Raw genomic sequence first — 15645 nt, 5'->3', positions numbered from 1 at the left:
CTCAACCCGCGCCGCGGAATTCGGGATACAGCGTCATGCCGCCATCCACGAAGAGCGTGGTGCCGGTGACGTAATCCGACGCATCGCCCGCCAGCCAGACGGCGGCCTGCGCAATGTCCTCGGGCTCGCCGATCCGGCCGTAAGGGATGAGTTCCAGCAGCTTAGCCAGCGCCTGCGGCGTGTCCCACGCCGGCTGGTTGATCGCGGTGCGAATGGCGCCGGGCGCAATGGAGTTGACCCGGATCCGGTCCGGCGCCAGCTCCTGGGCCAGCGATTTCATCAGCAGCGAAATGCCGCCCTTGGAGGCCGCGTAGTTCACCTGAAACGCCCAGGGGATCACTTCGTGGACCGAGCTGATGAACAGGATGTTGCCCACGGACAGCTTCTGGCGGGCGGGATCCGGGGGCTGCGACTTGAAGGCCCGGGCCGCCGCCCGGGCGCAGAGGAAATGCCCGGTCAGATTGACGTCGATCACCCGCTGCCAGTCCGCGAGCGTCATGTCGGCGATCGGCGACGGGTGCTCGACGCCCGCGTTGTTGACCAGGATGTCCACCCGGCCGAAATGCTGCATTGCCTGCTCGAACAGATGGTCGACGTCGGCTTCGCGGCTGATGTCCGCGGCCGCCGCCACCGCCGTGCCGCCGCTGCGCTGAATCGATTCCACCACCGCCGCGCCGCGGGCCTGCGAATCGCCGCCAGCCCGGTGGTTCACCACCACCCGCGCACCCGCTTGCGCGAGGCCGATTGCCACGGCGCGTCCAATACCGGACGACGCGCCCGTCACCACGGCCACGCGGCCGTTCAGGTCAGTCGTGTGCTGCATGCCAGTCTCCTTGGCGGTCGGCATGGGCCGGCCGCCGGTGTAGAGGAATCCAGGGTAGTCCCACGCAAGGGGCCGACGCAACCCGGCCGCTTCGGAGCGACGGGACAGCAAGCGGCATTCCTCAAGCCGGAAACGCACTAATGCAACCCCATAAGTTGCGTAATAAGCCGCTGACTTCTATCATGCAACTTTCAAAGTATCGAAACCTCGAGTCTCAGCCCCTTGAGGTCAGTCCGTTCCGGAGGATCCTTCATGCACTACGACGTCATCATCATCGGCGGCAGCTTTGCCGGCCTGTCCGCCGCCATGCAATTGGCGCGAGCCCGCCGGCAGGTGCTGCTGGTCGATGCCGCCCGGCCCCGCAACCGCTACGCCGCGCACGCACACGGATTTCTGGGCCAAGACGGCGTGCCGCCGCAGGAGATCGTGGCCAACGCCCGCGCGCAGCTTGCGCGCTATCCGACGGTGTCGTTCCTGGACGGCGAAGCGATCCAGGCGCTGGCGCAGGACGGCGGCTTTGCCGTCGTCATGGCGGGCGGCGAGCAGGTACGCGGCGCGCGCCTGATCCTGGCAACCGGCATGCGCGACGAACTGCCGCCACTGCCCGGATTGCAGGCGCGCTGGGGCCAGACCGTGCTGCACTGCCCGTACTGCCACGGCTTCGAGGTGGCGGGCGAACCGCTGGGCGTGCTGGCCGCGCATCCGATGTCGGTTCATCAGGCGATGTTGCTACCCGATTGGGGGCCGACCACCTACTTCACGCAAGGCCAGTTCGAACCGTCGCCCGAGGACGCCCGCCATCTTGCCGCGCGCGGCGTCCACGTGGAACGCACGCCCGTCGTGGCGCTGCTGGGCGAGGAGCCAGCCCTGACCGGCGTGGTGCTGGACGACGGCCGCGAGGTGCCGCTACGCGCGCTGTTTGTCGCCAGCCGCGTACACATGGCCAGCCCGCTGGCCGGACAGCTGGGCTGCGAATTCGACGAGGGGCCGCTGGGGCCCGTCATTCGCGTGGACGACATGAAGCAGACGACCGTGCCCGGCGTGTTCGCCGCGGGCGACGCGTCGACCCCGATGTCCAACGCCACGCTGGCCAGCGCCTCCGGCGTCATGGCGGGCGTGTGCGCGCACCGCTCGCTGGTGATGTCATGACGTCATGCAGGCGAGGCCCCTGGCCCGTGCATAATGGCGGGATTGCCGGCCCGCTCTCCGCCTGGAGCACGGGCCGCATGTTCATCCGACCATGCATCCAGGAGCAGCCGTGCTGGATCCCATCCTCGCCGAACTTTCCACTACCCTGCCCGCCGCCAAGTCGGTCGAGCAGTTGACCCGCCCGCTGCTGGACATGCTGGGCGCCGTAACCGGGCTTGAATCGACGTACCTCACCTCGATCGACCTGAAGGCCGAGCTGCAACGCGTACGCTACGCGCGCAACGTGGGACACCTGCAGATCCCGGAAGGCCTGTCGGTGCCCTGGGACGACACGCTGTGCAAGCGCGCGCTGGACGAAGGCCGCATGAGCACCAGCAACGTCGCGCAGTGTTGGCCCGACTCGGACGCGGCCCGGCAACTGGGCATACAGACCTACGTCAGCACGCCGGTGCGCGCCGACGATGGCGCCTTGTACGGAACGCTGTGCGCCGCCAGCGCCCGCCGCCACGAAATCAGTCCCGAGGCCGAAGCGGTGCTGAAGCTGTTTTCCAGCGTGATCGCCAGTTTCATAGAGCGCGAAATGCTGGTTGAGCAACTGCATGCGGCCAACGTGCAGCTCCTGTCGTATGCGCTGACCGACATGCTGACGGGCCTGCCCAACCGGCGCGCGCTTTACGAAGCGCTGGACCGTCTGCTGGCGCGGGCCGTGCGCGAACACGGCAGCGTGCTGGTCGGCGTCATCGACCTGGACGGGTTCAAAAGCATCAACGACACGTACGGCCACCAGGCGGGCGACACCTTTCTGCAGGAAGTATCGCGGCGCATGGCCGCGGCGCTGCGCGGATCGGACATGCTGGGACGCGTGGGCGGTGACGAGTTCATTCTGATCGGCCCCGGGCCTGCGCTCATTCGCAAGCGGTCCGACTCGGGCGGCGTGGCGCAGCAAGCCGAAGCCGAAGAAGCGGCGCGCGCCATGGAAGAGCGCATCCTGGCCGCCACGATGGGGCGCTATCCGCTTGGCGAAACCACGGTGGCGTATGAGGGCGCCAGCGCCGGCGTGGTGCCGCTGGACCCGGCCGGACTGGACGCCGAAGCGGCCGTCCGGCTGGCCGATTCGCGGATGTATGAAATCAAGCAGGCGCGCCGCGCGGCGCGCACCATCCACTGATTGGCCGCCGCGCGTCGGCCTTCGATACCGCGGCGCGCAAACCCGCGTTGACGCGCGGGCCCGCGTCTATTGCAGTTGCGCTTTGAAGAACGCCGCCACGCGCGCGTTCAGGTCCTGGTGGAATGCGGTGCGGTCAAAGCCTGCCTCATCGCGGCAGGTGCCGGGCGATACCTCGGCCTGTTCGGCGCCGCACGGCGCCAGAAACGCGAAATGTCCGGCGCCGGCGGCCACGTGGTAGTCGGGTGCGGCGCCCAGGCCCTCGCGCACCACTTGCACGCTGGCGGGGCTGACGCCATCGCCGCCCTGTTCTGAGGCCCAAAGCTGGATCGGCAGCGACACGCGCTTGAGCGCCTCTTCCGGAAAGACATCGAGCGGATCGGCAATGACCGCCGCCTTGATGCGCGCGTCCTGCGGATACGGCTGCTGCGGCACCCGGCCCGCCGCGATCTCGCGGCACATGGGCAGCGATGCCTGGCTGGCGCAGATTGCCAGCCCCGCCGCCAGGTCCGGCGCCGCACCCGCCAGCACCAGGCCCGTATAACCGCCCCGTGAAAAACCAAAGAAGCCGATCTTCTCGGGATCCAGCCTCGCCTTGTCGGGCCACGAGCCGGTCATGTAGTCGATCAGACGACGCACTTCGCGCGGCCGGGTGGAAAAAATGGACAGATAGCCCTGGCGCGACTTGTCCTGCGCGTTGTCGCCCACGTGATTGATCGCCGCCACCACGAAGCCCGCATCGGCCAGCGCGGCGGCAGTGTCATGGTGGCTGAGATACGAGCCCGCCGAGCCGTGCGACATGACGATGAGCGGGTAGCGGCCTTCGGGGAGCTTGCAGCCCTGCACGCCCTGGATGGTGACGCGGCCCACCTTGATTTCACCGGCCGGTTCGGCGCAGGGCGTCCAGACCGCGCCTTGCAGGCCGGGACCGTTCTGGTCCATGGGCAGGTTCAGGCGTTGAAAACCGGCGGCGTGCGCCATGCCGGCGGACAGGGCCAGCGCAGCAGAAACCAGGGAGACGGCGAGCTTGGAGACGGGCATGCGAAACAGGATTTTTAGAGACGCGCGGCGCGCGGATGGCGAGATTGTGACATGCGCGATTCCTCGGCGGCGCGAGGCCTGGGCGTGCAAAAAAAGAACGCCACAGGCAGCCTGTGGCGTTCATGCGTTGACGGCAAATGCGTTGACGGCGAGTCAGGCGCTTACCGCACCTTGCCGGCCTTCCACGCCGACAGCAGCTGGTCGTATGGGATCGTTTCGCCCTTGGGCTTTTCATTGGCCAGCTTCTTCCACGGCGCGTGCTGGTCGGACAGCCAATTGCTGGGATCGCTCTTGGGATTGAGCTTGGGCGCGCATTGGGCCATCCCGGCCCGTTCAAGCCGCGCCATCACCTGATCCATTTCGTTCGCCAGATTGTCCATGGCCGCCTGCGGGGTCTTTTCGCCCGTGACCGCGGTGGCGACGTTCTTCCACCACAGCTGCGCCAGCTTCGGATAATCCGGAACGTTGGTGCCGGTCGGCGTCCAGGCCACGCGCGCCGGGCTGCGGTAGAACTCGATCAGGCCGCCGTAGTTGGCCGCGTTCTTGGTGAAGAATTCGCTGTTGATGTCGCTGTCGCGGATGAAGGTCAGGCCCGTGATCGACTTTTTCAGTGACACCGACTTGGACGTGACGAACTGCGCATACAGCCACGCCGCCGCCATCTTGTCGGGGTTGGTGGACTTGAAGAACGTCCACGACCCCACGTCCTGGTAGCCGTTCTGCATGCCGTCCTTCCAGTACGGACCATAGGGCGACGGGGCCATGCGCCACTTCGGCGTGCCGTCGTCGTTCACGACCGGCAAGCCCTTCTTGGTCATGTCGGCGGTAAAGGCCGTATACCAGAAGATCTGCTGCGCGATCTGGCCCTGCGCCGGCACGGGCCCCGCCTCCGAGAAGGTCATGCCCATGGCCTGCTGCGGCGCGAACTTCTTCATCCAGTCGATGTACTTGGTCAGCGCGTACACGGCGGCCGGACTGTTGGTGGCCCCGCCACGCGAGACCGACGCGCCGACCGGCGTGCATTTGTCGTCGGCGACGCGGATGCCCCATTCGTCCACCGGCATGCCGTTGGGCAGCCCCTTGTCGGCCGCGCCCGCCATGGACAGCCACGCATCGGTGAAGCGCCAGCCCAGCGACGGGTCTTTCTTGCCGTAGTCCATGTGGCCGTAAACGCGCTTGCCGTCGATCTCCTTGACGTCGTTGGAGAAGAACGTGGCGATGTCTTCGTACGCGGACCAGTTGGTGGGCACGCCCAGTTCATAGCCGTACTTGGCCTTGAATTTTTCCTTCAGGTCCGGGCGGGCAAACCAGTCGGCGCGGAACCAGTACACGTTGGCGAATTGCTGGTCCGGCAGCTGATACAGCTTGCCGTCGGGCGCCGTCGTGAACTTGGTGCCGATGAAATCCTTCAGGTCCAATCCGGGATTGGTCCATTCCTTGCCCGCCCCGGCCATGTAGTCGGACAGCGGCAGGATGGCGCCATAGCGGTAGTGGGTGCCGATCAGGTCGGAATCGGAGATCCAGCCGTCGTAGATGGACTTGCCCGATTGCATGGACGTCTGCAGCTTTTCGACGACGTCGCCTTCCTGGATGAGGTCGTGGTTGACCTTGATGCCGGTGATCTCGGCAAATGCCTTGGCCAGCACCTTGGATTCGTACTCGTGCGTGGTGATGGTTTCGGACACCACGCTGACCTCATTGATGCCCTTGGCCTTGAGCTTGGCCGCGGCATCGATGAACCATTTCATTTCGGCCATCTGCTGTTCCTTGGACAGCGACGACGGCTGGAACTCCGAATCGACCCACTTCTTCGCCTCCGGCTCGCCGGCCCAAGCCCCTGACGTTCCGATCAGGGCGATAGCGGCCGCCATGGCGTGCATGCGCAATTTCATGACCTGTCTCCTCGATAAGTCTTCCCCTATCGTGCTGCGGACCGCTGGCCGGGGAAGACGCTGGCCGATAGTCCTTTACCTGACTGCCCGAAACCAACGAAGGGTCTGGCGCCCTTCTCTCACCCTTTTTTCATGATGAAGGCCAGCAGCAGCATGGACAGCACGAAGCTGATCCACACCGACGGCGGCTGATCCAGCGAAAACCACTCGACCGCTTTCTGGCCGAATCCCAGGAACGCCAGGTTCAGCCACGCCGCGGCCATCAGGCCAATGAACAGCCGGTCGCCGCGCGTGGTGCGCAGGGGCAGAAAGCCCTTGCGCTCCTGCGTGGGCGACTTCAATTCCCAGATCGTCATGCCGATCAGCATCAGGACGATGCAGCTGAAGAACACGGCGACCGGGGTGGTCCACACCATCCAGCTGAACATGGCTGCGCCCTCCTGTTGTCCAGATGCCTACACGCGGCCCATCGCGAAACCCTTCGCGATGTAGTGCCGCACGAACCAGATGACGATGCCGCCGGGCACGATGGTCAGCACACCCGCCGCGGCCAGCACGCCCCAATCCATGCCGGAGGCCGACACGGTGCGCGTCATGGTCGCGACAATGGGCTTGGCGTTGACTGAGGTCAGCGTGCGCGCCAGCAACAGCTCCACCCAGCTGAACATGAAGCAGAAAAACGCCGCCACGCCGACGCCCGACTTGATGAGCGGCAGGAAGATCGTCAGGAAAAAGCGCGGGAACGAATAGCCGTCCACGTAGGCGGTCTCGTCGATCTCGCGCGGCACGCCCGACATGAAGCCTTCCAGGATCCACACCGCCAGCGGCACATTGAAGACCAGGTGCGCCAACGCCACGGCCAGGTGCGTGTCCATCAAACCGAACGAGCTGTAGAGCTGGAAGAACGGCAAGAGGAACACGGCGGGCGGCGTCATGCGGTTGGTGAGCAGCCAGAAGAACACGTGCTTGTCGCCGATGAAGCGGTAGCGCGAGAACGCGTAGGCAGCCGGCAGCGCCACGCCCAGCGAGACGACCGTGTTGATGACGACGTAGATCAGCGAATTGATGTAGCCCGAATACCAGGCCGGGTCCGTGAAGATGGTGCGGTAGTGCTCGAAGGTGAAGTCGCGCGGCCAGAGCGTCAGCGTGCTGACGATCTCGGTGTTCGACTTGAACGACATGTTCAGCATCCAGTACAGCGGCAGGATGGCGAACACCAGGTACAGCGTCAGGAAGGCGCCGCGCCACCAGGAGGATTTCTCACGCATTTGCCCGCTCCTCGTCGAAGCCGCCCGTGGTGCCCGCGCGTTGCATCCAGTTGTAGAGGATGAAGCACAGCAGCAGGATGATCAGGAAATAGATGATCGAGAACGCCGCCGCCGGGCCCAGGTCGAACTGGCCCACGGCCTTCTGCGTCAGGTATTGCGACAGGAAGGTGGTGGCGTTGCCCGGGCCGCCGCCGGTCAGCACGAAGGGCTCGGTGTAGATCATGAAGCTGTCCATGAAGCGCAGCAGCACCGCGATCATCAGCACGCCGCGCATCTTGGGCAGCTGGATATAGCGGAAGACGGCAAAGCGCGAGGCGCCGTCGATCCGCGCGGCCTGGTAGTACGCATCGGGGATGGCGCGCAGCCCCGCGTAGCACAGCAGCGCCACCAGCGGCGTCCAGTGCCACACGTCCATGACCAGCACGGTGACCCAGGCGTCGACATCGTTGCCCGTGTAGTTGTAGTCCACGCCCAGCCACGACAGCGTGGCGCCCAGCAGGCCGATGTCGGTGCGGCCGAACACCTGCCAGATCGTGCCGACGACATTCCACGGAATCAGCAGCGACAGCGCGATGATGACCAGCACGGCCGACGCGCGCCAGCCGCTGGCGGGCATCGACAGCGCCAGCAGGATGCCCAGCGGGATCTGGATCAGCAGCACGGCGAACGAGAACCCGATCTGCCGAAAGAGCGCACCGTGCAGCTCCTCGTCCTGCAGCACCGCGGCGAACCACTCGGTGCCGACGAACACGCGGCGCTCCGGCGAAATGATGTCCTGCACCGAATAGTTGACGATGGTCATCAGCGGCAGAATGGCCGAGAACGCCACGCACAGCACGACCGGCATGACCAGGAACCAGGCCCGGTGATCGGTGGGTTTCATGGGATCAGCACCTCGTCGCGGTAGAAGCAGGTATGCGGGTTGAGCACGGACAGCCACACCGTGCCGCCCTTGCCTTCGGTGACGATGTTGCTGCCCAGCCGCGCGCGCACGGCCGTGCCCTCGAAGTCGGCGACCAGCAGCGTGTAGGTGCCCACGTCCTGCACGCGCTCCACGCGCATGGACACGGCGCCGGGCGCCCCGGCCTCGGCCAGCCGCAGGTATTCGGGCCGCACGCCCAGCTTGACCGGACCCGCGTCCCGCAGCTTGGCGGCCACGGCCTCGGGCACGCCGTCCATGCGGCGCTCACCCACCCTCAGCGCGCCATCGCGCCACTGCGCGGGCAGGAAGTTCATGCCGGGCGAGCCGATGAAATGGCCGACGAAGGTGTGCGCGGGCCGCTCAAAGAGGTCGTCCGCGCTGCCCACCTGCACCGCGCGGCCCCGCGCCATCACCATCACCTGGTCGGCAAAGGTCAGCGCCTCGGTCTGGTCGTGGGTCACGTAGATCAGCGTCAGCTTGAACTCGTGGTGAATTTCCTTGAGCTTGCGCCGCAGCTCCCACTTGAGCTGCGGGTCGATGACGGTGAGCGGTTCGTCGAACAGGATGGCCGACACGTCGCTGCGCACCAGCCCGCGGCCCAGCGAAATCTTCTGCTTGGCGTCCGCCGTCAGGCCGCTGGCCCGGCGATCCAGGACGTTGGACATTTCCAGCATTTCGGCGATGCGGCCCACGCGCTCGCGGATGCGCTCGGGCGGCACGCCGCGGTTGCGCAGCGGAAACGCCAGGTTCTCGGCGACCGTCATGGTGTCGTACACCACCGGAAACTGGAAAACCTGGGCGATGTTGCGCGCCTGCGGGGTCTTGTCGGTGACGTCCTGGCCGTCGAACAGGATGCGCCCGTGCGACGGCCGCAGCAGGCCCGACACGCAATTGAGCAGCGTGGTCTTGCCGCAGCCGGAGGGCCCCAGCAACGCGTAGGCGCCGCCGTCGCGGAAAGTGAATTGCAGCGGCAGCAGCGCGTAGTCGTCATCGGACTGGGGATGGGCGACGTAGGAATGGGACAGGTCCAGCTCGATCTGCGCCATCAGGCAACCTCCCCCGCGCCGACCGGCTGGCGCGGTGCGGCCAGCAGCGCGCCGTCCGCGCCAAAGGCATAGGTCTGGGCCGGATCGAAGTACAGCTGCACCCGCTCGTCCAGCTTGTAGCGGTGCACGCCGGGCAGCTGGGCCACGACGTCGCCTGCGGCCGTCTCGGCGTGCACGAAGGTGTCGGAACCTGAAATTTCAGCCAGCGTCACCCGGCCGGGCAGCGCCACGTGGCCGGGCCGGGCCTCCACGTCCAGCGCCCCGGCCCGCAGGCCGGCCGTGATGCCGGCCTCGGCGCCGGGCGGCAGCGCGCGCGCCACCGCCACGTCGCCCTGGAGGACGAAGCCGCCGTTGTCGCGGCGGGCGGCGAACAGGTTCATTGGCGGATCGCTGAACGCGCGGGCCACGCGGATCGAATTGGGCCGGTGAAATACGTCGGCCGTGGGGCCGTATTGCAGCAGTTCGCCCGCGTCGAGCACGGCGGTGTGGCCGCCCAGCAACAGCGCCTCGCCGGGTTCGGTCGTGGCGTAAACCACGGTCGACCGCCCCTGCGCAAACAATTCCGACAGTTCGTCGCGCAATTCTTCGCGCAGCTTGTAGTCCAGGTTGACCAGCGGCTCGTCCAGCAGGATCAGCGGGGCGTCCTTGGCCAGCGCCCGGGCCAGCGCCACGCGCTGCTGCTGGCCCCCCGACAGCTCGGACGGGTAGCGGTCCAGCAGATGATCGATGTGCAGGCGCGCCGCCATCGCGTGGACTTTGTCGCGCGTATTGGCCTCGCCGCGCAGCTTGAGCGGCGAGGCGATGTTGTCGTAGACCGACATGGACGGATAGTTGATGAACTGCTGGTAGACCATCGCCACGTTGCGCTGGCGGACCGGCACGCCGGTGACATCGGCGCCGTCAACCCGCACGCGGCCTTCGGTGGGCCGGTCCAGCCCGGCCATGATGCGCATCAGTGAGGTCTTGCCGGCCAGGGTGGCCCCCAGCAGGACGGTCATGGCGCCGGGAACCGGGGCCAGGCTCATGGGATACAGGTGCGTCTGCGAGCCAGCCCGCAAAGCTATCCCGTCCAAGGTCAGCTGCATCTAGTCTCCTCAACCTACTTATACGTCCCTGTTTTCTACGGACTTCGGTATTCGGCACAGCGTCCCGCCCTTTGCGGCGGCGCGATCACGCGCCGACGCAACAGGATGAGCATACTCTTTCAGATGGCTTTCGTTTTTTGTGCGTTTTACTGAAGAAGCGAACAAAAAACAATCTTGCGGTGCGTCATTATTTTTCGCTTTTGTTGTTTTATCATTCGAACATGACACTGAATCCTCGACAGAGCGCGCTGATCGAAATGGTGCGGGCCCAGGGCTCGGCCTCGATCGAAGAGCTCGCCAAACGCTTCGACGTGACGCTGCAGACCGTGCGGCGGGACGTCAACATCCTTTCCGAAGCCGGCCTCTTGTCGCGCTTTCATGGCGGCGTGCGCATCGAAGCGTCCACCATCGAGAACATCGCGTACCGCAAGCGCCAAGGCCTGCATGCCGCAGGCAAGCAGCGCATCGCCGAGGCCGTGGCCCGCGCGGTGCCGGATGGCTGTTCGCTGATCCTGAACATCGGCACCACCACCGAAGCCATTGCGCGCGCGCTGCTGCGCCATCGCGGGCTGCGCGTCATCACGAACAACCTGCACGTGGCCGACATCCTGTCCGACAACCCGGATTGCGAAGTCATCGTGGCCGGCGGCGTGGTGCGTTCGCGCGACCGCGGCATCGTGGGCGAAGCCACCATGGATTTCATCCGCCAGTTCAAGGTCGACATCGGACTGATCGGCATTTCCGGCATCGAGGCCGACGGCACACTTCGCGATTACGACTTTCGCGAAGTGCGCGTGGCCCGCACGATCATCGAGCAGTCGCGCGAAGTCTGGCTGGCCGCCGACAGCAGCAAGTTCAAGCGCCAGGCCATGGTGGAACTGGCGCATATCTCGCAGATCGACCGGTTCTTCACGGACGCGCATCCCCAGGAGCCGCTGGCACAAGTGTTGCTGGATTCGGGCGTGCGCTGTGACGTCGCCGCGGCGCCGAACCTGCCCAAACCGACACCCTGACCCGTGCACCGCAGCGGCTCCACCCTCCGCTTGCGCGCTGCCGGCACGAATATCGAAGCATTTACCTCGCGGCCACGCCGCCCCCAAAGAACATGAACCAACCCCACGCCTCCGTCACCCCGCCCGAACGCAGCCGCCTGCTCAACACGCTGGACAACACGCATTCCTGGGACGTCATCGTCATCGGCGGTGGCGCGACCGGCCTGGGCACGGCGGTGGATGCCGCCGCGCGCGGCTACCGGACGCTGCTGATCGAAGGCGCCGACTTTGCCAAGGGCACCTCCAGCAAGGCCACCAAGCTCGTCCACGGCGGCGTGCGCTATCTGGCGCAAGGCAATGTCAGCCTGGTGCGCGAAGCCCTGCACGAGCGCGGCCTGCTCAACCGCAACGCCCCGCATCTGGTCTGGCCCCTGGGTTTCGTGGTGCCGGCCTACACGATGATGGACCAGCCCTTCTACGGCATCGGCCTGAAGATGTACGACATGCTGGCGGGTAAGCTGAACCTGGCGCCCAGCCGCTGGCTGTCGCGCCGCGAGACGCTGGCCAACGCCCCCACCCTGGCCGAGACCGTCAACGGTCGCAGCCTGAAGGGCGGCGTCCTGTACTACGACGGCCAGTTCGACGACGCGCGCCTGGCGATCAGCCTGATGCGCACGCTCTTTGACCTGGGCGGCACGGCGGTGAACTACGTGCGCGCCACCGGACTGACCATGACGAATGGCAAGGTGGACGGCGTCACGGCCACGGATGTGGTCGGCGGATCTACCTTCACGTTGCGCGCGCGCTGCGTCGTCAACGCCACCGGCGTGTGGGTCGATGCAGTGCGCCGCATGGAGGACAAGAACGCGCAGACGATGGTGGCGCCCAGCCAGGGCGTGCACCTGACGCTGCCGCACGACTTCCTGCCCGGCAAGCGCGCCGTCCTCATCCCGAAGACCGACGACGGCCGCGTGCTGTTCGTGGTGCCCTGGAACGGCCACACCATCGTCGGCACCACCGACACGCCGCGCCAGGACCTGCCGCTGGATCCCGACGCGGGCGCGCAAGACGTGGATTTCATCCTGAACACCGCGGCGCGGTATCTGAGCCGCAAGCCGACGCGCGACGATGTGACCAGCGTCTGGGCCGGCCTGCGCCCGCTGGTCAAGGCGACCGGCGAAGCCTCCACCAAGAAGCTGTCGCGCGAGCACACGATCCTGGTGTCCAAGGCCGGCCTGGTGACGGTGACGGGCGGCAAGTGGACGACATACCGGCGCATGGCGCAGGACGTGGTGGACACCGCGATCCAGCACCAGTTGCTGACGCAGGCCTCGTGCCGCACCGAGTCGCTGCCGTTGCACGGCGCCGGCGGCCTGGCGCCGTCGCAGGAACACGCCGGCACGCCTGACAGCTACTACGGCAACGATCTGGCGACGCTGCAGGCCCTGCCCGGCGCCGGGCGCATGCTGGTCAAGGCCAGCGGCCTGTCCGAAGCGCACGTGCGCTTTGCCGCCCGCTACGAACTGGCGCGCAGCGCGGAAGACGTGCTGGCGCGCCGCAACCGCGCGCTGTTCCTGGACGCCGAGGCCGCCATGCTGGCCGCGCCCGAAGTCGCGCGCATCCTGGCCGAGGAACTGGGCCACGACGCGGCCTGGCAGCAGCGCACGCTGCAGGATCTGGCCACTGTCGCGGCGAACTACCGCTTGAAGTAAACGCTACGGCACGCGCAGCGGGCTGCCCCCGATCATCGATTCGAAGACGCGCAGCAGGTCGGGATCGCATTTCGATCCCGCCTCCTGGTTCAGGATCCGCATGATCTGCGTGTGGGTGCGCGCCGGATGGTAAGGCCGCGCATCGCCCAGCGCGTCGTAGGAATCGGCCACCGAAATAATGCGCGCATGCAGCGGAATGGCATGGCCCGACAGGCCATCCGGATAACCGGAGCCGTCGAAGTGTTCGTGGTGGTGCCGCACCGCCAGCGCAATGGCTTCGCGCTGCGGCATCGCGGTCTGCAGGATGATGAAGGCGCCCGCCGCGGCGTGCGCCTTCATGATTTCCCAGTCTTCCTTTTCCAGCCGATGCGGGCTAAGCAGCACGCGGTCTGGCGTGCCGATCTTGCCCACGTCGTGCAGCCGCGCCGCCACGGAGACGATGTCCAGTTCATCTTGCGGCAGCCCGCAGGCCCTGGCCAGCGCAACGCTTAGCGCAACCACCCTTTTGCAATGCCGGCCGGTGGCCGGGTCGCGCGCCTGCATGGCGGCGAAAAGCGCCGCTTCATAAGTTCCTGCTGGAAGATCGGGGACGTCGGGGGGCATTGGAAAGCACGCGCGCCGCAACGGCATGACGGCGCGCTCAGTTCAGAAAGGCGGGATTCTGACACAATCCGCCACAATGCCGGGCCGCATCGCGCTTGGCGTGCGGCCCGGCCCGTGTCCTGCCCTGCCCTGCGAGTCCGGCGGCGGTCAGTCCTTCAGGCGCTCCAGCAGCGCGCGCGCCACGCCCACCGACGAGCCGGGATTCTGCCCCGTGATGAGCAAGCCGTCGCTGACCACGTGCGGCTGCCAGTCCGGCCCGCTGCTGTACAGCCCGCCCAGCTTTTTCAGTTCGTCCTCGACCAGAAACGGCACGACGTCGGTCAACTGCACGGCCGCTTCTTCCGCGTTGGAAAAGCCCGTGACCTGCCTGCCCTGCACCAGCGGCTTGCCGTCGGCGGTCTTGGCGTGACGCAACACGCCGGGCGCATGGCACACGGCCGATACCGGTTTGCCGGCGGCCAGCATGGTTTCGATCAGCGCCACCGAATTGTTGTCTTCGGCCAGGTCCCACAGCGGGCCGTGGCCGCCGGGATAGAAGACCGCGTCGTAGTCCGAGGCCTGCACCTCGGACAGCCGGCGCGTGGATGCCAGCACGCGCTGCGCGTCGCTGTCCTGCTTGAAGCGGCGCGTGTCGTCTGTCTGCGCGTCGGGATCGTCGCTCTTGGGATCGAGCGGCGGCTGGCCGCCCAGCGGCGAGGCCAGCGTGAGCTTGGCGCCGGCGTCCAGGAACGCGTAATACGGCGCCGCAAACTCTTCAAGCCAGAAGCCCGTCTTGCGTCCCGTGTTGCCCAGCGTGTCGTGGGAAGTCAGCACGATCAGGATGTTCATGTAGCGCTCCATTCGTCAGGGCCGACCCGCACAATGCGTTTGCCGGCATTTTCGCCCTTGAGCAGCCCGATCAGCCCGCGCGGGGCGTTCTCCAGGCCGTCGACCACGTCTTCACGATACTTGATGCGGCCTTGCTTGATGAGGTCCAGCATGGCGTCGCGGAATTCACCGTAGCGGTGCGCGTACTCATTGAAAATGATGAACCCCTGCATTTTCAGCCGCTTGGTCAGGATGGTGCGCATGAGCAGCGCAAGCCGGTCCGGGCCCTCGGGCTGGCTGGTCGCGTTATAGGCCGAGATCAGCCCGCAGACCGGCACGCGGGCGCGCGGGTTCAATAGCGGCAGCACGGCATCGAAGACGGCGCCGCCAACGTTTTCGAAATACACGTCGATGCCTTGCGGCACGGCCGCGGCAAGGCGGCCCGCCAGGTCCGGCTGCCGATGGTCCAGGCATTCGTCAAAGCCCAGCTCCTGGACCACGTAGCGGCACTTGTCCGGTCCGCCCGCAATGCCCACGACCTTGCAGCCGTGGATCTTGGCGATCTGGCCCACCACCGCGCCCACCGCGCCGCTGGCCGCGGCCACGACGACGGTTTCGCCCGCCTTGGGCTGGCCGATGTCCAGAAGTCCCATGTAGCCGGTAAAGCCGGGCATGCCCAGCACGCCCAGCGACCAGGACGGGTTTTCGGGATTCGCGCCCAGGCGCAGCAGGCCTGTGCCGTCGGACACGGCGTAGTCCTGCCACCCGGTCTGCGCCAGCACCCATTCGCCGACCGGAAACTGCGGATTATTCGAGGCCTGGACGCGCGTGACGGTGCCGCCGACCATCGGTTCGCCAATCTGCACGGGCTCGGCGTAGGACGGGGCATCGCTCATGCGGCCGCGCATGTAGGGGTCGAGCGACAGGTAGACCGTGCGCAGCAGCACCTGGCCCGGGCCCGGTTGGGGGACTTCGCGCGTTTCCAGGCGGAAGTCGGTATCGGCGGGCTCGCCGTGCGGCCGGGCGGCAAGCACGATACGGCGGTTGGTTGAAGCGGATTGGGGCATGGTATGCGGCCTCCTTCATGGAGCCGGCCGGGCCTCGCTACACGCCCGGGCGGCGTGGTGGGGAACCGGACCA

15 protein-coding genes are annotated in these 15645 nt (G+C 66.7%); 4 read left to right on the top strand and 11 right to left on the bottom strand.

Going from position 1 to position 15645, the window contains the following annotated elements:
- Window position 1: 1 nt before the first annotated feature.
- The gene (locus LN047_RS12510; RefSeq protein ID WP_062841487.1) at window positions 2-823 is read right to left on the bottom strand and encodes a glucose 1-dehydrogenase; all 822 of its coding nucleotides are present in this window, start codon (window positions 821-823) and stop codon (window positions 2-4) included.
- Between the two features lie 252 nt (window positions 824-1075).
- Between LN047_RS12510 and LN047_RS12505 the strand changes: the two genes are divergently transcribed.
- Together LN047_RS12505 and LN047_RS12500 are read left to right on the top strand one after the other, a co-directional pair.
- Window positions 1076-1972: an NAD(P)/FAD-dependent oxidoreductase gene (locus LN047_RS12505; protein ID WP_373981901.1), complete on the top strand. Its 897-nt coding sequence runs from the start codon at window positions 1076-1078 to the stop codon at window positions 1970-1972.
- 112 nt (window positions 1973-2084) lie between these two features.
- Window positions 2085-3140: a GGDEF domain-containing protein gene (locus tag LN047_RS12500; RefSeq protein WP_373982127.1), complete on the top strand. Its 1056-nt coding sequence runs from the start codon at window positions 2085-2087 to the stop codon at window positions 3138-3140.
- 66 nt (window positions 3141-3206) lie between these two features.
- Here LN047_RS12500 and LN047_RS12495 read toward each other — a convergent pair whose 3' ends face one another.
- The 7 genes from LN047_RS12495 to LN047_RS12465 all read right to left on the bottom strand — a co-directional run bounded on the left by LN047_RS12495 (window position 3207) and on the right by LN047_RS12465 (window position 10391).
- Window positions 3207-4178, bottom strand: a complete 972-nt coding sequence (locus LN047_RS12495) for an alpha/beta hydrolase family protein (protein ID WP_373981900.1) — start codon at window positions 4176-4178, stop codon at window positions 3207-3209.
- A gap of 161 nt (window positions 4179-4339) precedes the next feature.
- Window positions 4340-6070: an ABC transporter substrate-binding protein gene (locus LN047_RS12490; protein ID WP_373981899.1), complete on the bottom strand. Its 1731-nt coding sequence runs from the start codon at window positions 6068-6070 to the stop codon at window positions 4340-4342.
- Between the two features lie 119 nt (window positions 6071-6189).
- On the bottom strand, window positions 6190-6498 hold the full coding sequence (locus tag LN047_RS12485; protein ID WP_373981898.1) for a DUF2160 domain-containing protein: 309 nt from the start codon (window positions 6496-6498) through the stop codon (window positions 6190-6192).
- Between the two features lie 27 nt (window positions 6499-6525).
- Window positions 6526-7338 (bottom strand): carbohydrate ABC transporter permease, encoded by an 813-nt coding sequence (locus tag LN047_RS12480; protein ID WP_056317259.1) that lies wholly within the window; start codon window positions 7336-7338, stop codon window positions 6526-6528.
- The gene (locus tag LN047_RS12475; protein ID WP_056317256.1) at window positions 7331-8221 is read right to left on the bottom strand and encodes a carbohydrate ABC transporter permease; all 891 of its coding nucleotides are present in this window, start codon (window positions 8219-8221) and stop codon (window positions 7331-7333) included. The genes LN047_RS12480 and LN047_RS12475 overlap by 8 nt, the downstream gene beginning before the upstream one ends.
- Window positions 8218-9306 carry an ABC transporter ATP-binding protein gene (locus LN047_RS12470; RefSeq protein WP_373981897.1) on the bottom strand — a complete coding sequence of 363 codons (1089 nt, stop codon included), beginning with the start codon at window positions 9304-9306 and terminating at the stop codon, window positions 8218-8220. The genes LN047_RS12475 and LN047_RS12470 overlap by 4 nt, the downstream gene beginning before the upstream one ends.
- Complete coding sequence (locus LN047_RS12465) at window positions 9306-10391, bottom strand: ABC transporter ATP-binding protein (protein ID WP_373981896.1); 1086 nt, start codon at window positions 10389-10391, stop codon at window positions 9306-9308. The genes LN047_RS12470 and LN047_RS12465 overlap by 1 nt, the downstream gene beginning before the upstream one ends.
- Before the next feature lie 221 nt (window positions 10392-10612).
- Here LN047_RS12465 and LN047_RS12460 point away from each other — a divergent pair, with 221 nt between their 5' ends.
- Both LN047_RS12460 and LN047_RS12455 read left to right on the top strand, forming a co-directional pair.
- Complete coding sequence (locus LN047_RS12460) at window positions 10613-11404, top strand: DeoR/GlpR family DNA-binding transcription regulator (protein ID WP_056317250.1); 792 nt, start codon at window positions 10613-10615, stop codon at window positions 11402-11404.
- Window positions 11405-11496: 92 nt separating this feature from the next.
- On the top strand, window positions 11497-13095 hold the full coding sequence (locus tag LN047_RS12455) for a glycerol-3-phosphate dehydrogenase/oxidase (RefSeq protein ID WP_373981895.1): 1599 nt from the start codon (window positions 11497-11499) through the stop codon (window positions 13093-13095).
- Window positions 13096-13098: 3 nt separating this feature from the next.
- Here the strand turns inward: LN047_RS12455 and LN047_RS12450 are convergent, their stop codons facing one another.
- The 3 genes from LN047_RS12450 to LN047_RS12440 form a co-directional block, all read right to left on the bottom strand.
- Window positions 13099-13698, bottom strand: coding sequence for an HD-GYP domain-containing protein (locus tag LN047_RS12450; protein ID WP_180099359.1), 600 nt, complete (start codon window positions 13696-13698; stop codon window positions 13099-13101).
- A 147-nt stretch (window positions 13699-13845) separates the two neighbouring features.
- Window positions 13846-14526 (bottom strand): type 1 glutamine amidotransferase domain-containing protein, encoded by a 681-nt coding sequence (locus LN047_RS12445; RefSeq protein ID WP_056317241.1) that lies wholly within the window; start codon window positions 14524-14526, stop codon window positions 13846-13848.
- Window positions 14523-15572 carry an NADP-dependent oxidoreductase gene (locus tag LN047_RS12440; RefSeq protein WP_373981894.1) on the bottom strand — a complete coding sequence of 350 codons (1050 nt, stop codon included), beginning with the start codon at window positions 15570-15572 and terminating at the stop codon, window positions 14523-14525. Before LN047_RS12440 ends, LN047_RS12445 begins: the two co-directional genes overlap by 4 nt.
- Window positions 15573-15645 lie beyond the last annotated feature (73 nt).

It is taken from the genome of Achromobacter sp. JD417, from assembly GCF_041879325.1.
GTDB lineage: Bacteria > Pseudomonadota > Gammaproteobacteria > Burkholderiales > Burkholderiaceae_B > Achromobacter > Achromobacter mucicolens.
The sequence above is the reverse complement of the archived record's forward strand: the minus strand, read 5'-3'. Positions and strand labels throughout refer to the sequence as shown.

Coding starts and splice junctions, on each gene's coding strand:
- LN047_RS12460 (WP_056317250.1), top strand. CDS start 10,613: ATGACACTGAATCCTCGACAGAGCGCGCTGATCGAAATGGTGCGGGCC.
- LN047_RS12465 (WP_373981896.1), bottom strand. CDS start 10,391: ATGCAGCTGACCTTGGACGGGATAGCTTTGCGGGCTGGCTCGCAGACG.
- LN047_RS12510 (WP_062841487.1), bottom strand. CDS start 823: ATGCAGCACACGACTGACCTGAACGGCCGCGTGGCCGTGGTGACGGGC.
- LN047_RS12455 (WP_373981895.1), top strand. CDS start 11,497: ATGAACCAACCCCACGCCTCCGTCACCCCGCCCGAACGCAGCCGCCTG.
- LN047_RS12475 (WP_056317256.1), bottom strand. CDS start 8,221: ATGAAACCCACCGATCACCGGGCCTGGTTCCTGGTCATGCCGGTCGTG.
- LN047_RS12490 (WP_373981899.1), bottom strand. CDS start 6,070: ATGAAATTGCGCATGCACGCCATGGCGGCCGCTATCGCCCTGATCGGA.
- LN047_RS12480 (WP_056317259.1), bottom strand. CDS start 7,338: ATGCGTGAGAAATCCTCCTGGTGGCGCGGCGCCTTCCTGACGCTGTAC.
- LN047_RS12495 (WP_373981900.1), bottom strand. CDS start 4,178: ATGCCCGTCTCCAAGCTCGCCGTCTCCCTGGTTTCTGCTGCGCTGGCC.
- LN047_RS12440 (WP_373981894.1), bottom strand. CDS start 15,572: ATGCCCCAATCCGCTTCAACCAACCGCCGTATCGTGCTTGCCGCCCGG.
- LN047_RS12450 (WP_180099359.1), bottom strand. CDS start 13,698: ATGCCCCCCGACGTCCCCGATCTTCCAGCAGGAACTTATGAAGCGGCG.
- LN047_RS12505 (WP_373981901.1), top strand. CDS start 1,076: ATGCACTACGACGTCATCATCATCGGCGGCAGCTTTGCCGGCCTGTCC.
- LN047_RS12470 (WP_373981897.1), bottom strand. CDS start 9,306: ATGGCGCAGATCGAGCTGGACCTGTCCCATTCCTACGTCGCCCATCCC.
- LN047_RS12485 (WP_373981898.1), bottom strand. CDS start 6,498: ATGTTCAGCTGGATGGTGTGGACCACCCCGGTCGCCGTGTTCTTCAGC.
- LN047_RS12445 (WP_056317241.1), bottom strand. CDS start 14,526: ATGAACATCCTGATCGTGCTGACTTCCCACGACACGCTGGGCAACACG.